The organism is Streptococcus suis YS56 (assembly GCF_000440115.1).
Taxonomy (GTDB): domain Bacteria; phylum Bacillota; class Bacilli; order Lactobacillales; family Streptococcaceae; genus Streptococcus; species Streptococcus suis_L.
In genome coordinates, this window is sequence record NZ_ALMY01000015.1 from 1 (window position 1) to 14,041 (window position 14,041).

Annotated in this window: 14 protein-coding genes; 2 read left to right on the top strand and 12 right to left on the bottom strand. The window is 41.1% G+C overall.

Going from position 1 to position 14,041, the window contains the following annotated elements; translation table 11 throughout:
- Window positions 1-127: 127 nt before the first annotated feature.
- From hpf to SST62_RS0102490, 3 genes are all read right to left on the bottom strand, one after another.
- Complete coding sequence (gene hpf / locus SST62_RS0102480; RefSeq protein ID WP_029186180.1) at window positions 128-670, bottom strand: ribosome hibernation-promoting factor, HPF/YfiA family; 543 nt, start codon at window positions 668-670, stop codon at window positions 128-130.
- A 76-nt stretch (window positions 671-746) separates the two neighbouring features.
- A complete protein-coding gene (locus SST62_RS0102485) occupies window positions 747-1,412 on the bottom strand; it encodes a ComF family protein (protein WP_029186181.1) in 666 nt (221 codons plus the stop codon).
- Window positions 1,405-2,697 (bottom strand): DEAD/DEAH box helicase, encoded by a 1,293-nt coding sequence (locus SST62_RS0102490; RefSeq protein ID WP_029186182.1) that lies wholly within the window; start codon window positions 2,695-2,697, stop codon window positions 1,405-1,407. Before SST62_RS0102490 ends, SST62_RS0102485 begins: the two co-directional genes overlap by 8 nt.
- 56 nt (window positions 2,698-2,753) lie before the next feature.
- Between SST62_RS0102490 and SST62_RS0102495 the strand changes: the two genes are divergently transcribed.
- Together SST62_RS0102495 and cysK are read left to right on the top strand one after the other, a co-directional pair.
- Window positions 2,754-3,386 (top strand): YigZ family protein, encoded by a 633-nt coding sequence (locus SST62_RS0102495; protein WP_029186183.1) that lies wholly within the window; start codon window positions 2,754-2,756, stop codon window positions 3,384-3,386.
- A gap of 88 nt (window positions 3,387-3,474) precedes the next feature.
- On the top strand, window positions 3,475-4,401 hold the full coding sequence (gene cysK, locus SST62_RS0102500; RefSeq protein WP_029186184.1) for a cysteine synthase A: 927 nt from the start codon (window positions 3,475-3,477) through the stop codon (window positions 4,399-4,401).
- A 25-nt stretch (window positions 4,402-4,426) separates the two neighbouring features.
- Here the strand turns inward: cysK and SST62_RS0102505 are convergent, their stop codons facing one another.
- From SST62_RS0102505 to fmt, 9 genes are all read right to left on the bottom strand, one after another.
- Window positions 4,427-4,798, bottom strand: coding sequence for a S1 RNA-binding domain-containing protein (locus SST62_RS0102505; RefSeq protein WP_002937017.1), 372 nt, complete (start codon window positions 4,796-4,798; stop codon window positions 4,427-4,429).
- Window position 4,799: 1 nt separating this feature from the next.
- Window positions 4,800-6,200, bottom strand: a complete 1,401-nt coding sequence (locus SST62_RS0102510; protein WP_029186185.1) for a bifunctional Cof-type HAD-IIB family hydrolase/peptidylprolyl isomerase — start codon at window positions 6,198-6,200, stop codon at window positions 4,800-4,802.
- Window positions 6,201-6,249: 49 nt separating this feature from the next.
- Window positions 6,250-6,891 carry a response regulator transcription factor gene (locus tag SST62_RS0102515; protein WP_024394813.1) on the bottom strand — a complete coding sequence of 214 codons (642 nt, stop codon included), beginning with the start codon at window positions 6,889-6,891 and terminating at the stop codon, window positions 6,250-6,252.
- Window positions 6,863-7,879: a sensor histidine kinase gene (locus tag SST62_RS0102520; protein WP_002937028.1), complete on the bottom strand. Its 1,017-nt coding sequence runs from the start codon at window positions 7,877-7,879 to the stop codon at window positions 6,863-6,865. The genes SST62_RS0102515 and SST62_RS0102520 overlap by 29 nt, the downstream gene beginning before the upstream one ends.
- Window positions 7,876-8,571 (bottom strand): cell wall-active antibiotics response protein LiaF, encoded by a 696-nt coding sequence (gene liaF, locus SST62_RS0102525; RefSeq protein ID WP_024398624.1) that lies wholly within the window; start codon window positions 8,569-8,571, stop codon window positions 7,876-7,878. Before liaF ends, SST62_RS0102520 begins: the two co-directional genes overlap by 4 nt.
- Window positions 8,572-8,861: 290 nt before the next feature.
- On the bottom strand, window positions 8,862-10,856 hold the full coding sequence (gene pknB / locus SST62_RS0102530) for a Stk1 family PASTA domain-containing Ser/Thr kinase (protein WP_029186186.1): 1,995 nt from the start codon (window positions 10,854-10,856) through the stop codon (window positions 8,862-8,864).
- Window positions 10,856-11,593, bottom strand: a complete 738-nt coding sequence (locus SST62_RS0102535; RefSeq protein ID WP_004194145.1) for a Stp1/IreP family PP2C-type Ser/Thr phosphatase — start codon at window positions 11,591-11,593, stop codon at window positions 10,856-10,858. Before SST62_RS0102535 ends, pknB begins: the two co-directional genes overlap by 1 nt.
- A gap of 37 nt (window positions 11,594-11,630) precedes the next feature.
- Window positions 11,631-12,944, bottom strand: a complete 1,314-nt coding sequence (rsmB, locus tag SST62_RS0102540) for a 16S rRNA (cytosine(967)-C(5))-methyltransferase RsmB (protein ID WP_079267406.1) — start codon at window positions 12,942-12,944, stop codon at window positions 11,631-11,633.
- Window positions 12,931-13,869: a methionyl-tRNA formyltransferase gene (gene fmt / locus SST62_RS0102545; RefSeq protein ID WP_029186188.1), complete on the bottom strand. Its 939-nt coding sequence runs from the start codon at window positions 13,867-13,869 to the stop codon at window positions 12,931-12,933. Before fmt ends, rsmB begins: the two co-directional genes overlap by 14 nt.
- Window positions 13,870-14,041 lie beyond the last annotated feature (172 nt).

The following is a 14,041-nucleotide window of genomic DNA, read 5'->3' on the forward strand; positions in this document are numbered from 1 at the left end:
TTAACATAAAGAAAAAGTAATGAGTACTCTCTCCCGTCGGAGATTTCCTCACTACTAATCTTAGTATGTTTTTGTTTTTTTTGAATCAAAGAAGAACAGCTACATCATGTAACTGTTCTTTTGTTGATTATTGGCGAACTTCTAGAAGTCCTAAATCTCCATCTTCACGTTTATATAATACGTTTGTAGTACCATCATTTGCATCAGTGTAAATGAAGAAGTCATGACCTAGTAATTCCAATTGGAGAATTGCTTCTTCTATATCCATTGGTTTTAAATCAACCTGCTTTGTTCTTACAACTTTTACTTCGTCTTCTGTTTCTTCAACTAAATCTTCTGCAAATACTTGACCTGTTGCAACTTTTTGGCGATGTTTTCTTTCAATTTTTGTTTTGTTACGACGAATTTGACGTTCAATCTTGTCTACAACCAAGTCTATTGAACCGTACATTTCCTGTGATACATCCTCAGCTCGAAGTGTCATTGATCCAACTGGAATTGTAACTTCAACTTTTGAGCGCTTATCACGGTAAACTTTTAGATTTACTTTCGCATTCAATTCTTGATCTTCATTGAAATATTTCTCAATCTTTGCAACTTTCTCTTCTACATAAGTGCGAAGCGCTTCTGTAACTTCAAGGTTTTCTCCACGAATACTGAATTTAATCATATTAGTACCTCTTTCTAGGCTTTCGCCTTTCTTCACTATTATTATATCACATTATTAAATAAATGCAACCGTTTTCTTATCTGCAAAGTGAAAATGTTTTGATTTCTTTCTGTTCGGTTTTCATGAAAAGACTTTTTGCAAGCTGAATTGTAGCTCCTGTTGTGTAAATATCGTCGATTAATAAAATTTTTTCTGGTAGATTTTTTTCATCTAGTAGGTAAAATGTTTGTTCTGTTTCCAGCCTTTCTTCTCGACTTTTAGAAGATTGCTTTTTACTATCTCGTTTGCCCAGTAACTCTCGATAAGGAACATTAGCTGCTTCTAGTAAACCAGTTACCTGGTTAAAACCTCGTTCTTCCAGTCGTTCTTGACTGAGTGGAATGGGAACGATGGTATAGTCGGAAAAATCTGCTAGTGTTTTTTTGAGTTCTGATGCAAAAATTTTTCTGAGAACATAGTCGCCTTGAAATTTATAGCGGCTAAAGTATGCTGCCATGGCTTCATTGTACTGAAAAATGGCCGTGTGAGATACTGATTTCCCTTGGCTTAGCCAGTAGTGACAATCCTTGCAGCTTCCTGCTTCCCCACTTTTAAAACAATGCGGACAGTGTTGCTCTGCTATTTTTTCAAAAGTAGCAAGACAATCATGACAAACTCCTGACTGGGTTTTACCAAAGAAAATAAGCTCAGCAAAGGTTTGTCTTGTTTTCAAGTTTTGATCACATAGTAAGCAGTTAGACATAGCCGGCCTCCTTGTTCATTTGTTTGATTTCAGCAATGGCCTTTTCAATAGAGCGAGTAGACCCCTCGTGGAAAAACTGGAGTAGGCCAGTCGGACGATCCATACTCCTGCCAACTCGACCTGCAATTTGCACAAGACTGGACGAGGTGTAGAGGTAATGATTAGCTTGGACAACGATGACATCTACACCAGGGAAGGTTACCCCACGTTCTAGAATGGTGGTAGAAATTAGGATTGTAATGTCTTTATTGCGAAAGCCTTCTACTATTTCAAGACGATTTTCTGTTTGACTGGATACAAAACCAATTGTTTCATTTGGAAATGTTTTTTCCATTAGCTTAGCAAAATTTTGACCTTTGGAAATTTCTGGTACAAAAATGAGCAAGGGAAAGCCTGATTTTCTCTGTTCTTGGATCGCCTTCGTAAGTTTGGGGACCAGTTTATTTTGCTTTAGGTTGGCATCAAACTTGGAAAACCAAACCTTTTGTGGCACAATAAGTGGATTTCCATGAAATCGTCTCGGTAGGCTGAGCCGTTTTAATTTGCCTGTTTTAACTTTTTTATCCAATTCATCTGTTGATGTTGCTGTCAAAAATACTTGAACACCGTCTTCCTTGACCGCATTATCTGCCGCTCGATAAAGCATGGGGTTGTCTGCGTAGGGGAATGCATCTACTTCATCAATCAAAACCAAATCAAAGGCCTGATAAAATTTTAACAACTGATGTGTCGTTGCAACAACGAGAGGCGTTCGGAAATAGGGTTCGGACTCTCCGTGTAAGAGACTAATGGGGACTGAAAAGTCATTTTGCAGTCGTTTATAGAGTTCGATGCAGACATCAATTCGTGGACTGGCTAGGCAAACTGCTCCGCCTTTATCAATCACAGAGGCAACGGTGTGGTAAATCATTTCTGTCTTGCCAGCACCCGTTACGGCATGAACCAAGGTCGCTTGTCTTTTTTCAACATTTGCTAGCAAGCCGTCAGAAATCCCTTGTTGCCAATCGGTTAACGTCCCCTTCCATTTCAAACAAGAATTTACAGGAAATTCTTGCTGTGGAAAATGGTAGAGTGTTTCATCTGACCGTACTCTGCCCAAAAGCAAGCAGGCTCGACAGTAATATGCTTCGTTTGGCAACTTGTTTTCTTCTTCAAACACTGTTCCACATCGAAAGCAGTTATTCTTTTTTGTAATACTTGGCACTTTTTCTGCTATTTCTCTTTCTTTTGCCGTCAATTGGTATTTGGTAAATAATCTTCCATAATAATTTTCTAATTCTTTCATCGCTTATTTATTCGGAATTTCTTGTCAGTTTTAAAAAAAATTAGTACAATTTGGTTATGAAAGAATTTAAAACAATTAGAGAAGATGGGATTGTTGAGGAAGAAATTAAAAAGTCACGATTTATCTGCTTTATGAAACGAGTGACCAGCGAGGAGGAAGCTCGCGACTTTATCAACAAGATCAAGAAAGAACATTACAAGGCCACCCATAACTGCTCTGCCTTTGTTCTCGGAGAAAATATGGAAATCAAGCGTTCCTCAGATGACGGAGAGCCTTCAGGAACTGCTGGTGTGCCAATGCTGACGGTTTTAGAAAATCACGAGCTGACCAATGTCGCTACGGTGGTTACCCGCTATTTTGGAGGCATCAAACTGGGTGCTGGTGGTTTAATCCGTGCTTACGCTGGAGCTGTGGCTAATGCAGTCAAGGAAATCGGTGTAGTGGAAGTTAAGGAACAGGAGGGAATCTCCATCACCATGTCCTACGCCCAATACCAAGAGTTTGCTAATTGGCGAGCGGAGAAAGGGCTGGAAGAATTTGATACCCAGTTCATGACTGAAGTTTCAACCATGGTGTTTGTAGATAAGGAATGCTTAGAACAAACCTTGGCAAGCCTGACAGAATTTTACCATGGTAAAGTCCATGCTGAGAAGACTGACAGTCGAATTATAGAGGTTCCTGTCTATTAAAAAAGACTATCGTTATGATAGTTTTTTTATATTATACTTTTTTGAAGTTCTACTATATACTAGTAGTAACATTATTTGGAGGTGCCTTATGGCTATTTATCAAAATATTACGCAATTAGTTGGAAAAACTCCGATTATCAAACTGAACAATATTGTTCCTGAAGGAGCTGCTGAGGTCTATGTCAAATTGGAAGCTTTCAATCCAGGTTCTTCTGTCAAAGACCGTATCGCCTTGGCTATGATTGAAGATGCTGAGAAGGCCGGTACCATCAAACCTGGGGATACCATTGTCGAGCCAACCAGCGGAAATACTGGTATCGGTCTTGCTTGGGTCGGTGCCGCAAAAGGCTATAAAGTGATTATCGTTATGCCTGAAACCATGAGCATTGAGCGTCGCAAAATCATCCAAGCCTATGGGGCTGAGCTTGTCTTAACTCCTGGTAGCGAAGGAATGAAGGGAGCTATTGCCAAGGCAAAAGAGATTGCCGAAGAAAAAAAAGGCTGGGTGCCTTTCCAGTTTGCCAATCCATCCAATCCAAAAGTTCATGAAGATACAACAGGACAGGAAATTTTGGAAGACTTTGGGGCAACTGGTCTGGATGCCTTTGTATCTGGCGTTGGTACTGGTGGTACCGTTTCAGGTGTTTCGCATGTTTTGAAGACAGCAAATCCAGATATTGCTATCTATGCTGTCGAAGCTGATGAATCAGCTGTATTATCTGGTGAAGCACCTGGTCCGCACAAGATCCAAGGTATTTCGGCAGGTTTTATTCCAGATACTTTGGACACTAGCGCCTATGATGGCATTATTCGTGTCAAATCCGACGATGCCTTAGCTACAGGTCGTGCTATCGGTGGAAAAGAAGGATTCTTAGTTGGTATTTCTTCAGGTGCAGCAATTCACGCTGCTATCGAAGTTGCTAAGGAGTTGGGAACTGGAAAAAAAGTGTTGGCAATCTTGCCTGATAATGGTGAGCGTTACTTGTCAACAGCTCTTTATGAGTTCAATGATTAAAAAGAAAGAAGGTTAGGAATGCATCCTATACCTTCTTTTCTTTGTGTTCTTTGAGATAGCCTTTAGCTTCCTCAATCCATTTCGGAAGTTGTTTTGCTAAAGGGGAAAAACCAATTTTATTCCGTTCATTTGTAAAACGATGATGACGCGGAATTTTTTGTTGTTCTTCTTCTAAGGTCCGGATTGATAAACTAGCCTTTTCAGTATATTCATCAAAGTCAACTACTTGTACCAAAACCTCTTGCCCCAATTTTAAATGATCATAAATATTATCAACAAAACCTGTTTTGATTTCCGAGATATGGATTAGGCCCGTCGTCCCATTCTCTAATTGTACAAAGGCTCCATACGGCTGAATGCCCGTTACCGTCCCCTTGAGTTTATCTCCGATTTTCATCTTAATCCTCTATTTCGATGGTCTCAATTACAACATCTTCATGTGGACGATCTGCTGAATCTGTTGCAACCGCTGCGATAGCATCCAAGACGACGAAGGAGTCTTCATCAACTAGATGACCAAACACTGTGTGGCGTTGGTCTAGATGTGGTGTACCGCCATTTTTGACATAGGCTTCTGCAACTTCTTTAGGCCAACCGCCTCGTTCTAATTCTTTCGCATTGTATGGGAAGTTTTGGTTTTGAACGATAAAGAATTGGCTTCCATTTGTATTTGGTCCTGCATTGGCCATTGACAAGGCTCCTCTGAGATTAAAAGCTTCCATTGAAAATTCATCTTCAAACGCAGTACCATAAATAGATTCACCACCCATACCTGTTCCGGTTGGATCGCCACCTTGAATCATAAAGTCTTTGATAATACGATGGAAGATAATTCCGTCATAATAGCCATCTTTAGAAAGAGCTACGAAATTTGCTACAGTTTTGGGTGCAATTTCAGGGAAGAGTTTTACTGTTAACTTACCATGGTTAGTCTTGATATGCGCAACTGGTCCTGTAACATTTTCCAAATCTAATTGCGGGAAATATTTTTCTTTTTCTACCATACCTAATTTCTCCAAGGCATCAAAAATGCCATCTTCTTCTACTTTTTTTGTGATATAATCTGCATGCTTTTGCAGTTCTGGATGCGAATGCCCCATAGCGACACTAATTCCTGCATAATCGAATAACTCAATATCGTTGAGTCCATCTCCGAACACTAGGACATTTTCAGGTTTCAGGCCTAGTTTTTCAACAACCTTAGCAACACCAGTTGCTTTGGAAGAGCCTTTTAGCACAATGTCTGATGAAATAGCATCCCAACGAACACTACGCAATTCCGCTTGCAACTCTTCTGGAAGTTCTACTTCGTGACCATCTTTCTCGAAAGTTAGCAATTGATAGATGTCATTTTCTTTATAAAAAGTTGGGTTTGTTTCCAAACCTTCATAAATCAAGTCAATTACTTGACTAATGCGGTCAGTTCGTGCAGAAAGGGTCCCTTTTTGACTACCAAGCATACCATATTCGATTCCAATTTCTTTAGCCCAATTTAATACAGATTCTACTAAATTTTGGGGCATCGGCTGATGGTACACTACCTGACCTTTGGCATCTTCTACGTAGGAGCCGTTAATCATAGCGAAAAAGTCTGGCTTTAAGGCCTTGATTTCTGGCACCAAACCATAAGGCGTTCGTCCTGAAGCAATTCCTGTCAAAATTCCCTTTTCTTTCAGTGATTTGAAAACCTGCTGAATTGATTCAGGAATGTAGCCTGTATTCTTTACACGTAGCGTGTCGTCAATGTCAAAAAAGACTATTTTTATTTTTTTTGCCTTATATCTGAGTTTTGCATCCATATAATTCCACTATCCTTTGGTTGAAAATTAACTAATTTTCATTATACCACTATTGGTCCTCTTGCGCCACCAAACCATGCTGGAAAGCATAAACAACTGCTTGAGTACGATCGCTAACAGCTAGTTTGGATAAGATATTGGAAACATGGGTCTTAACAGTTTTTAGGGAAATGAAAGACTCATCTGCAATTCGTTGATTATCATATCCCTTGGCTAACAGCGTCAAGATTTCGCGTTCACGAGCTGTCAAGTCATCATGTAAATCTGGGTGGCGTTTATGGTGCTCTACTTTTTTCTCTACTTCTGTCTCAATAGCATATTCTCCAAGAGCTACCTTGCGGATGGCTGCTAAGATTTCGTCAGCACTTGACGTTTTCAACATATAGCCACGAGCTCCTGCTTCCAGCACAGGATAGATTTTCTCATTATCTAGATAGGAAGTCAGGATGACAATCTGCGCTTGCGGCCATTCCTTCAGCAAGGCCAGGGTTGCTTCTACGCCAGTCATCTTGGGCATAACCAAGTCCATCACTATAACATCGGGTTTAACCTCTAACGCTTTAGCCAGACCTTCCTCGCCATCACTAGCTTCTGCAACTACTTCAACATCTGGCTGTAAATTTAAGTAACTTTTCAATCCTAGACGGACCATCTCATGGTCGTCAACCAGCATCACTCGAATCGTATTCATCTTCTTTTCCTTTCAATAGTGGGATACGAATATCAATCGCCACTCCCTTATTTGGAGCTGTGCGAATTTTTATCGTTCCAGCCATGTCTTCAACCCGCTCACGTATGTTTTGAAGACCGTAACTTAATTCATCATCTGCACCTTGTTGGAAGCCGATCCCATCGTCTGTCATTTTCAACTGAAGTTCTGTTTCCTTCTGCAAGAGGTAAACATCCAAATGCTTGGCTTTGGCATGTCGCAAGGTATTACTGATAATTTCTTGCGCAATGCGGAAGAGATGTTCTTCAATTAGTTTCGGTAGTTCCTCTACTTCATGTTGGAAATGAACGATAATATTACTTTTGTCGCTAACTTCACGCAAAATCAGCTCAAATCCTTCAACCAAGGTTTTACTTTCAAGTTCACTTGGGCGTAGATGTAATAATAGGATGCGTAGGTCTCTTTGGGCAGACTCAATCATGTCTTTCACGAGCATCAGCTGTTCCTGCAAAGTTTCCTGCGGAAGAGTGGATAGATTGGACGATAATCCTGACAAAATCATGCTCGTTGCAAATAACTCTTGACTAACCGTATCATGCAAATCCCTGGCAATCCGTTTCCGTTCTCCCTCAACAATCTCTTCTTTCTTGACTAAATCTTGATTGTCAACCAGCTGCACCTGACGCGTGAGGTTTCTGACCTTATCAGATAACTGGAGCAAGAGTTGATCACTTTCGGTATCTGTTCGAATACTTTTATTCTTCAAGATAGCTTGTAACTTCGTCCGCATAACCTGAGTGGAGGCCAGACTGACAGTTTGTACCATTACAGCTAGAAAAAGGGTCAAAACAATAACTAGTAGAATGAGAGTAAACACGAGCTGCTCCGTTGAGATCCAGAGCGTAACATCTAGCAATGAATAATTTAAAAGTGGGAGGGTGGAAGCAATCACCACAAAAACAATAAGACAGGCAAACCAGGCGAGGAGTAGGTAGGTACGTTTTCTCATACGCGAACCACCTCCACATCTCCCAGTATATTGTTGGTAACGACTTTTACACGTTTGTGTGATTCTTGATAATCGGGACTATTGATCGCTATACTTTCATTCCGCAAATCCCAATATGATTCACCCAGGAAACTTACTCGTCCATAGATACTAGTTGCTGAAAGTGCAACCTCAACATCAATTGGAACAATAATTTTTGTCCGTCCAAACGTTTTACGAATAACAACAATATTATCTCTGCCAACTAATACAGTCTTATCCAAATCAACTACATCATTGCCAAACAAGCGTACAATGTTAATATCTTCAAAACCAAACCTATCTTGAGAGTGGTCGTGGTTGCCAAACCATCTATTTTTCTCTTTTTGAACCTGTAGAGAATAGTCACTGAAAATAATATGGGTATATTGGTTTCTCTTTTCATAACGTGAAAAGAAATTAATCAGCATGTACACGACTAGCAGCATAATCCCAATAATGAAGAAGGGATTTAAAACAAAGACCAAAAATAATAGAGATAAGGAGCTGACCAGTAAAACACTATTAACTTTTCTTCCTAGGAAGTACCAAATGACGAGTAATAAGGCAGAGAAAAGTAGCAGGGTCCGACTGGCCTCATTGGCTACCACGTCAAAGGCTGCCATCGTAAAAATCATACTTTCTATTAGTAGAAAAAATTGAACTTTCCGCATCTTCTCCATCCTTTCTATACTATTGTAACAAAAAATAAGTAAAAGAACTCCATCCAAAGTAGGAAATATTAGTTCAAAGCAACGAGATGCAGGCTGTACTTGGGTACGGCAAAGTAAATTAACAAGGCAAGCAAAATAAACTAAACATACTATAAACTATGCAAATCACTCCTAGACCATCACCCTGATGGACAGAAGGAAACAATTTTGGCATAGGTAGGGGACCGCTCACAAGCTACGCTCTCTAATCAAGAGAAAAAGGTCCGGCATCTGCCCAACCTTATTCATCTTTATTGTCCACTATCTGTTGAAGTACTTGTACTCGTGGAACTTCCTGTTGAGGAATCGCTACCGGCGCCGGTTGATGCAACGGAGACATACAAGGTAACTGTTCCATCAATTGTTGCGCCAGCAGTAGGATATTGTCCAATGACGATATCACTTGTCGTTGAATAATAGCTTCTATCTTCTTGTTTTTCAATACTTTCCACATTGACACCCAGTGCTTGTAATTGACTACGTGCCTGTGAATAGGTGTACTTGCCAGATGTTAAATCAGGCATAATCAATTCTTTTCCTTTTGAAACAACTAGATTGATGATAGAACCTTTTGTCAACTCTGTATTGGCAACGGGATCTGTACTGATAACTTGACCCGCAGTAACAGATGAGCTGTATTCCTGAGTAATAGTTCCAATACTGAAGCCTGCTGTCTGAAGAATTTGAGTAGCATTCTCCTGAGTTTTTCCAACAACGTTTGGAACAACTTGTGGCGCTACTCCTTTGGAAACGTAAAGGGTAATTTTTGCCCCCTTCTCAGCAGAACTATTTGCTCCTGGATCTGTTTTGATGACGAGACCTTGGGCAACTTTTTCGCTATATTCTTCTTTTGTTGTCACTTGGAAACCAAGAACCTCCAATTCCTGCCGTGCAGTATCAGAATCCTTATCTGTCACATCTGGAATAGATACCATCGCAGCCGTTGCTACTACAATATCAATCTTACTTCCTTGACGTCTGGTCGTCTTTGCAGCCGGGGAGGTTCGTATTACCAAGCCTTCATCTACAGTCGCTGTCGCTTCTTCTGTGATGTTTCCAACTTTCAATCCTGCCACTTCAATCATTTCTGTAGCTTTTTCAACGGTTTGACCAGATACGTCAGGGACGGTAAGTGTTCGTGGAGTGTTGAAAAATATGAGTCCAGCCGCTATGACTGTTAACAAAATAGCCCCTATCAAGACTTTGTAGCGTGTACGCATACCTGACCTTGGTTTTGAAACAGGCTTATTTCCCGACTTCGCCACTTCTTTCTTACCAGACCCCTTATCCGTCGCAGAAGTTTGGGCAGAACTGTTTGTATGCGGTACTTTCGTTTCAACATTGGCCTGGGAGAGTTTTGGCAAGGTTTTTGGATCAACCTTGTTCCCTTCTAGTTCAACCCTGGGTTCATTCCGACGATCCATGGATAGGGCCGAAGCTAAATCTGCATACATTTCTGCAACCGACTTATAGCGCTCGTTTAATTTTTTAGCCGTTGCTTTTAGTACAACATTTTCTAAAGCCTGAGGTACGTTGGCATTCTCTTCTCTAACAGATGGGAGAGGTTTTTGGAAATGCTGAAGAGCGATCGTCACAGCACTATCTCCATCATAGGGAATGCGACCTGTCAACATCTCAAACAACATAATTCCCATCGCATAAATGTCACTTTGAATGGTCGCTTTCGAACCACGCGCCTGCTCAGGTGAAAGATAGTGAACAGAACCCAACATGGAGTTGGTTTGTGTCAAACTCGTTTCAGCAAAGGCAACTGCAATACCAAAGTCTGTTACTTTAGCGACTCCATTGGAAGTCAAAAGAACGTTCTGAGGTTTCAAATCTCGATGGACAATTCCTCTCGTGTGCGCCATTCGCATAGCAAGGAGAATCTGTCCCATAATTCGCACCGCAACATCGTTGGAGAGTGGTGCATTTTCTTTTATATAACGTTTTAAATCGAGGCCATTGACATATTCCATAGCCAGATACTGTTGACCATCTTCTTCACCGATGTCCGAAATACGAACGATATTGGGATGGTCAAGTTCTGCCATGGCACGCGCTTCACGTTGAAAACGCTGGATAGCAATTTGATCTGTCTGATAGTTGGTCCGAAGAACTTTAACAGCAACCTCTTCTCCATCTAAAATCAAATCTCTTGCTAGGTAAACATCTGCCATACCGCCTCGACCAATTTGCCGAACGATTCGATACCGACCGGCAAAGATCTTACCGATTTGAATCATTACCTAGCCTCCTCCGTAATGTGAAGCAAACCTACTGTAATATTATCTAGACCGCCTGCATTATTGGCAAAACGTACAAGTGTTTCTACCTTGCTTTCAATTGAAACATCACTCAATACAATATCACGAATGTCCTCGGTTGGTACCATATTGGTTAAGCCATCGCTGTTAATAAGGACATAATCTCCAACCTCAAGAGTTTTCAAAGCAATGTCTGGTTCAATTGGTTCGGCTTGTCCGATGGACTGCGTTACAATATTTTTTTGAGGATGGCGCTGTGCTTCTTCTTCTGTGAGCTGACCAGCTCGAACAAGGGCACCTACCAGCGAATGGTCGTTGGTTAGACGTGTATATTCGCCATCTCTAATCAATCCAACTCGTGAATCTCCGACATGGGCATAGATCATTTGGTTGTCGATGACAACAACTGCTTCAAGAGTTGTTCCCATCCCCTTGTATTCTTCTGTCTGTCCAAGTTCATGAATCTTTTGGTTTTCAGCATCAATGATTGCAACCATCCATTCACGGACATCATTTAAGGTCACTAATTGAGTATCAACCCAAGCAGCTCCCAAATCTGTTGCTGCCATTTCACTAGCAATATGGCCAGCACGGTGACCACCCATGCCATCAGCTAATACAACCAAATCAATCCCTGCACGGTTTTTGTAGCGATTGATATAGTCTTGGTTGTTCGAACGTTTCTGTCCTACATCAGTAAGTAATGCAATTTCCATAATTTTTATCGTTGCTAAGCAACTTCCTCCTCTTATTCTAGGATTTTCGTCTAAGTTGACCGATGAAAAATCCATCTGTCTTATACTGTTCAGGGGTTATCAACAAGCAGCCATCCACCATAATATCTGTTTGAGGGTGTTCTAGTGTCACCTGCTCAAAATTGGGATGGTTTTGCAGAAATTCTTGAATAACCTCTTGGTTTTCCTTAGCAATAATCGTACATGTGCTATAGGTTATTATACCACCAATTTTCAAGCTTTGGCAAATACTGTCCAGTATCTGCAACTGGATAGTCTTTAGAGAATCAAAGTCCATCGATGCCTTGTTATAACGAATATCTGGCTTACGGCGGATAAGTCCAATACCTGAACAAGGAGCGTCTACCAATATCTTATCAAAGGTATCAGGGCCAAATGTTTCATGAACACGACTGGCGTCCAGACGTTTGGTCTCAATCTTATCTTCTAGACCTAAACGAAGTGCGTTTTTTTCAATCAGGTTTAGTTTATGATCATATAAATCCAACGCATAAACTTTTCCATCCGTAAGATAGCTTGCCATATGACAGGTTTTTCCACCGGGGGCTGCACAGGCATCCAAGATGATTTCATCTCCTTGAATATCCAAAGTCGGAGCTACCAATTGACTGGTTTCGTCTTGAATAGTGATAAGCCCTTCCTTGAAATAATCTGTCCCCGCAAAGTGTCCATGAGATTTAACCAACCCAACTGGTGATAACTGCGAGTGTTGGGCATCTAGTTCCTCTGCCAATTGCTCCACTCGTTGACTATCTGTCACACGAACGCTGGCCTTATTCCGATCATGTAAGCTTTGGAAAATCTTCTCTGCACGTTCATCACCATATTCTGCAATCAAGGTTTGGACCAACCAAACTGGCACAGAATACTGAACGGATAGACGTTTGTTCTTTCGTTTGATTTCTGCAGGATTGGGCAAGGTCGATTGGCTCATTTTACGCAAAATAGCGTTGACAAACTTGTCAGTACCAGGCTTTCGCTTGGCAATATTAACTGCCTCATTGACAACTGCGTGGGGTGGTAACTTGTCCAAATATACCAACTGGTAGAGGCTCAACATGAGGAGATAGTAGACCCAAGTGTCCAACTTTTCTCTGTCTTCAATGAAATGGGCCAAATACCACTCTAGGGTAATTTTACGAGAGACTGTCCCATAGACCAACTCGGTCGCCAAGCCCTTGTCCTGTGCTGATAAACGAGAAGATTCTAGGGCCTTATTGAGAGCGATGTTCGAGTAAGCACCTTGATCAAAGACTTGTTCCAATACAGATAAGGCTAGACTTCTTGCTGTTTCATGTTTATTGATCACCAAATTGATCTCCTACTGCAATATCTCGACCTGCACCATTTAAAAAGTCTGCAATGGTCATTTTTGGCTTACCAGCTGGCTGGACAGTTTTCAGAGAAAGGGCTCCCTGACCTGTCGCAATGATCAATTCTTTCTTGCTTCGAGCAATGACTTGACCGACTGGTCCTTCGCCTTCTGCTTCTACAGCTTCTTGAATTTTAAACCGCTCCCCTTGCCAATAGGTGTGGGCAACGGGCCACGGGTACATACCGCGAATGTGATTGAAGAGTTGACGAGCTGTCTTATTCCAATCCAGTACCTCTTCTTCTGGCTGGATATTTGGTGAGAAGGTTACCTGTTCTGGATTTTGAGCGACTGGTTTCAAGTCACCAGCAATATAGGCTGGTAAGGTTTGTAATAATAAATCCCGACCAACAACTGCCAATTTTTCAAACAAGCTGCCGACATTGTCGCTTTCTTCAATGGCAATGCTATCACTGGAAATCATATCACCAGCATCCATTTCCTTGACCATTTCCATGATCGTTACGCCCGCACGCTCATCACCGTTAATCAAGGCGTAATGGATAGGGGCACCACCACGGTATTTAGGAAGAAGAGAAGCATGAACATTGACTGCAAAGTCAACTGAGTTCAATAATTTGGTTGGTAGGAATTGCCCAAAAGCTGCCGTCACAATCCCGTCTGCTCCTAAATTCATTAGCTCATCTAGTTCTTGGCTTCCAGATAGCTTTTCAGGTTGATAGACCGGTAAATGGTATTCCAAGGCTACTTCTTTCACAGGGGTCATTTGGATGACTTTTTTTCGTCCAACAGCTCGGTCTGGCTGGGTGACAACAGCAAGGATTTCATACTGGTCATCCGCCAAAAGTCCTTTTAAGACTGTCGCTGAAAATGTTGGTGTTCCCATAAAAATCAACTTGGTCATACTTGCTTTCTCATCTCCTTTACGTGATTCTTACAAATTCTATTATCCCTTAATTATACCATTTTTGCTTATTTTTTCCTTAATTAAAGGTAAATCAGCACGCCATACGCATGAAAACTTTCTTCTCTCCTTTTGTCTCCGGAAATAACTGCTTTAAACTTGGTATCTACCT

Bases quoted from the DNA above. Each gene is read 5' to 3' on its own strand.
- hpf (WP_029186180.1), bottom strand. From the start codon at position 670: ATGATTAAATTCAGTATTCGTGGAGAAAACCTTGAAGTTACAGAAGCG.
- SST62_RS0102520 (WP_002937028.1), bottom strand. From the start codon at position 7,879: ATGAGAAAACGTACCTACCTACTCCTCGCCTGGTTTGCCTGTCTTATT.
- SST62_RS0102505 (WP_002937017.1), bottom strand. From the start codon at position 4,798: ATGAAAATCGGAGATAAACTCAAGGGGACGGTAACGGGCATTCAGCCG.
- SST62_RS0102535 (WP_004194145.1), bottom strand. From the start codon at position 11,593: ATGGAAATTGCATTACTTACTGATGTAGGACAGAAACGTTCGAACAAC.
- SST62_RS0102490 (WP_029186182.1), bottom strand. From the start codon at position 2,697: ATGAAAGAATTAGAAAATTATTATGGAAGATTATTTACCAAATACCAA.
- SST62_RS0102510 (WP_029186185.1), bottom strand. From the start codon at position 6,200: ATGGATGCAAAACTCAGATATAAGGCAAAAAAAATAAAAATAGTCTTT.
- liaF (WP_024398624.1), bottom strand. From the start codon at position 8,571: ATGCGGAAAGTTCAATTTTTTCTACTAATAGAAAGTATGATTTTTACG.
- cysK (WP_029186184.1), top strand. From the start codon at position 3,475: ATGGCTATTTATCAAAATATTACGCAATTAGTTGGAAAAACTCCGATT.
- SST62_RS0102485 (WP_029186181.1), bottom strand. From the start codon at position 1,412: ATGTCTAACTGCTTACTATGTGATCAAAACTTGAAAACAAGACAAACC.
- SST62_RS0102515 (WP_024394813.1), bottom strand. From the start codon at position 6,891: ATGAATACGATTCGAGTGATGCTGGTTGACGACCATGAGATGGTCCGT.
- fmt (WP_029186188.1), bottom strand. From the start codon at position 13,869: ATGACCAAGTTGATTTTTATGGGAACACCAACATTTTCAGCGACAGTC.
- pknB (WP_029186186.1), bottom strand. From the start codon at position 10,856: ATGATTCAAATCGGTAAGATCTTTGCCGGTCGGTATCGAATCGTTCGG.
- SST62_RS0102495 (WP_029186183.1), top strand. From the start codon at position 2,754: ATGAAAGAATTTAAAACAATTAGAGAAGATGGGATTGTTGAGGAAGAA.